Source organism: Paenibacillus forsythiae T98 (assembly GCF_000520735.1).
GTDB classification, from domain to species: domain Bacteria; phylum Bacillota; class Bacilli; order Paenibacillales; family Paenibacillaceae; genus Paenibacillus_AQ; species Paenibacillus_AQ forsythiae.
Map to the genome: position 1 here is coordinate 1 of NZ_ASSC01000473.1, position 2,452 is coordinate 2,452.

The window sequence follows — 2,452 nt, forward strand, 5'->3', positions numbered from 1 at the left end:
AATAGTTCGGCATGGTCACCAGCAGGCCGGCGGCCTCCGGCCAGGCCGCCAGCGCCTTGCGCACCGTCTCTTCGGACGGTGCGACCGCCAGGCCGCTGGCGTCATCCATCTGCGGTTCAAGGAATACCGCACGTGCCCCCGCCAGCATCAGCCCATGAATAACCGACTTATGCACATTGCGCTGCACCAGGAGCAAGGCGCCCGGTTCGGCGCATACCGTCAGGATCAGCGCCAGGTTCCCGGCCGTGCTGCCGCCCACGAGCAAAAAGCTTTCCTCAGCACCGAAGCAATCTGCCGCAAGCCTCTGCGCCTCCAGAATGACGCCTTCCGGATGATGCAGATCATCGCTTCCCGAAATCTCCGTAATATCCGCCGTCATGACCTCATTGAGCAAGCCGGCGCCTCCGTTCATCTTGTAAGCCTGACCATTTTTATGACCGGGCACATGAAAAGAGCTCTTTCCCTCCGTTTTGTAGCGTTCCAGCATTTCATATAATGGCGCGCTTGCGCGCTCAGTCTCATTCATTAATCGAAATTCCTTCCACACCGGCCTAACTCTATTTTAACGCATAACCGCTCCCCCGCCTATGCCTTGAATTTACCGCCTGTACGCGCAGCAAAACGGCTTCACCCTACTTCTGCGCAAGGAAAAGCCGCTGCCCTAAAAAATCTATATAAGCGAAGAGCATCTTGTGACATCAACACGGTAAAGCAAACGTACGGCAATCGGGCGGCAATTAGGCGTTCTTTTGCAGACCAATTTTTTTCATTCGTCCGATAAAAAAACGGTACTTGGCATCCTCCGCCTCGGTTCTTACCATTTCCGCCTCGCAATCCTCGCAAATAAACTGCGAAACAATGCGGATTCCTTCTTCCTTTTCTTGCCCGCATATAATGCAGACTTCCGTTTTCGCATGATCTTGTTCCATTGTAATCCCACCTTGGCCCTTTTAAGAACAGTATGCTTCACTTCCTATCATTTTAAACCCTTTCATAGTTTTTTCATATCCTGAAATTCCTTATTCCTCGCGCCCCTGGCCACCCCGATCGATCCGGACTTATATGATTTAAAGAATTCATCAAGAATGCCGATAGTATGGATATGAGCTACAAGATAAGTCCGAGCCTGGAGGGAAGGTATGGAACCGACTACCAAAGGAGCAACCTATTATCAATATAAACTTCTCAAAAAAATAAGCATACCCGTTAATGCTTTACGGATCTATGCCGCGATTCCTGTTCTGTTTGTTCTATTGGAAACCGTTTTCGTCTCTCCTGCCAGTTTATTATTTTTTCTGATTGCCGTTCCGGTTATTTTTTGGATTCAATATGTCGTCTCCCGCTCCGTCCTCCTGATTGCGGGTTACCCGATCGCCAAACGTTGGCGCAACTCCTTCAGGCTTCCCTGGCTCGGCTACATGCCGGATCAATACATCAGCTGCGGCCTCTTCCGCAGGGTGCAACTCCACAGTCTCTGGATCGGTCTTGCCTTTGCAGCGTTATTTGCTGTACTGTCGCCGCATGCCTTTACTCTCTCCTTGGCCTTTCTGCATTTATGGCTGCTGTTTCCGAGATTTTACGCTCTGCTGCGAGCAGGCTGGAAGAGGCAGGATGACATGCTGAAATTTAATCCGGCGGACGTCTCCTGTTACTCGCAATAACCCAGTTGCAGCTCCCTTTTATTCCTCATTCAACCCTATTCCACGGGAATGCTGCCTGTGTCCATAACAATAAAATCGCCATTCCTGGGAAGGCGATTTTATTGTTATAGGCTATTGAGCTTCTTGATACTCGTCTTCTTATCCTTGGGGACCATTATAATGAAATAGCCGTCATGGATAGTCAAATGGACAACAAGCTGATCCTTCTGGAATACATGCGAGCTGTCCGTATTCTCTTTCCGCAGTTCACTCCAGCCCCAAGCTTGTATGACTTCCAAATAAGGAGCCGGAATATGATCATTTTCCTTTAACCCAGGCAGGGAATAACGTACATAGTCCATGGCCGCGTTCGTTGTCGTCCGATCCGGAGAGTTTGCTTCCTTCGGCACGGGAAAGCTCTTCTCGTTAAGAGCACCCTCGAACGTTTCCCATGAAGGTTCCCCCGAAGTGCATCCGGCTAGCAGTACAGTTACCATACATAAAATAAGGAGCGTCCATAACGCTCGGGCTCGCCTCATACCTTAAATCCTCCTTACCCTCCACCCTGCAACCAAAGACGCAGGAACAAATTCAATCATATGAATTTTATGAGTAGTTCATTCGTATTAAGGTTATGCTATAATTTGCACTTTTCTATTATACTTATATCTAATGCCATGTCGGTAACAAAAATGTCATTCGATTGATACCGGACAGGTTCTCCACTAAAAAAGAAAAACAAAAAACCACCGCTGATTACAGCAGTGGTTTCATGTGCTTGGCAGCGTCCTACTCTCCCAGGACCCTTCGGT

The 2,452-nt window shown here is 48.9% G+C and carries 3 protein-coding genes and 1 pseudogene; 1 reads left to right on the forward strand and 3 read right to left on the reverse strand.

What is annotated here, in order from left to right:
- Together L692_RS28930 and L692_RS0115090 are read right to left on the reverse strand one after the other, a co-directional pair.
- A pseudogene (locus L692_RS28930) lies at positions 1–526 on the reverse strand (aminotransferase class I/II-fold pyridoxal phosphate-dependent enzyme); the annotation flags it as partial.
- Between the two features lie 211 nt (positions 527–737).
- Positions 738–929, reverse strand: coding sequence for a sigma factor G inhibitor Gin (locus tag L692_RS0115090; protein WP_025700997.1), 192 nt, complete (start codon positions 927–929; stop codon positions 738–740).
- 210 nt (positions 930–1,139) lie between these two features.
- Between L692_RS0115090 and L692_RS0115095 the strand changes: the two genes are divergently transcribed.
- The gene (locus L692_RS0115095) at positions 1,140–1,661 is read left to right on the forward strand and encodes a hypothetical protein (RefSeq protein ID WP_025700998.1); all 522 of its coding nucleotides are present in this window, start codon (positions 1,140–1,142) and stop codon (positions 1,659–1,661) included.
- Positions 1,662–1,765: 104 nt separating this feature from the next.
- Here the strand turns inward: L692_RS0115095 and L692_RS0115100 are convergent, their stop codons facing one another.
- Entirely contained in the window at positions 1,766–2,179 is a 414-nt protein-coding gene (locus L692_RS0115100) for a hypothetical protein (RefSeq protein WP_025700999.1), read from the reverse strand.
- Between the last annotated feature and the right edge of the window lie 273 nt (positions 2,180–2,452).

Bases quoted from the DNA above. Each gene is read 5' to 3' on its own strand.
- L692_RS0115090 (WP_025700997.1), bottom strand. From the start codon at position 929: ATGGAACAAGATCATGCGAAAACGGAAGTCTGCATTATATGCGGGCAA.
- L692_RS0115095 (WP_025700998.1), top strand. From the start codon at position 1,140: ATGGAACCGACTACCAAAGGAGCAACCTATTATCAATATAAACTTCTC.
- L692_RS0115100 (WP_025700999.1), bottom strand. From the start codon at position 2,179: ATGAGGCGAGCCCGAGCGTTATGGACGCTCCTTATTTTATGTATGGTA.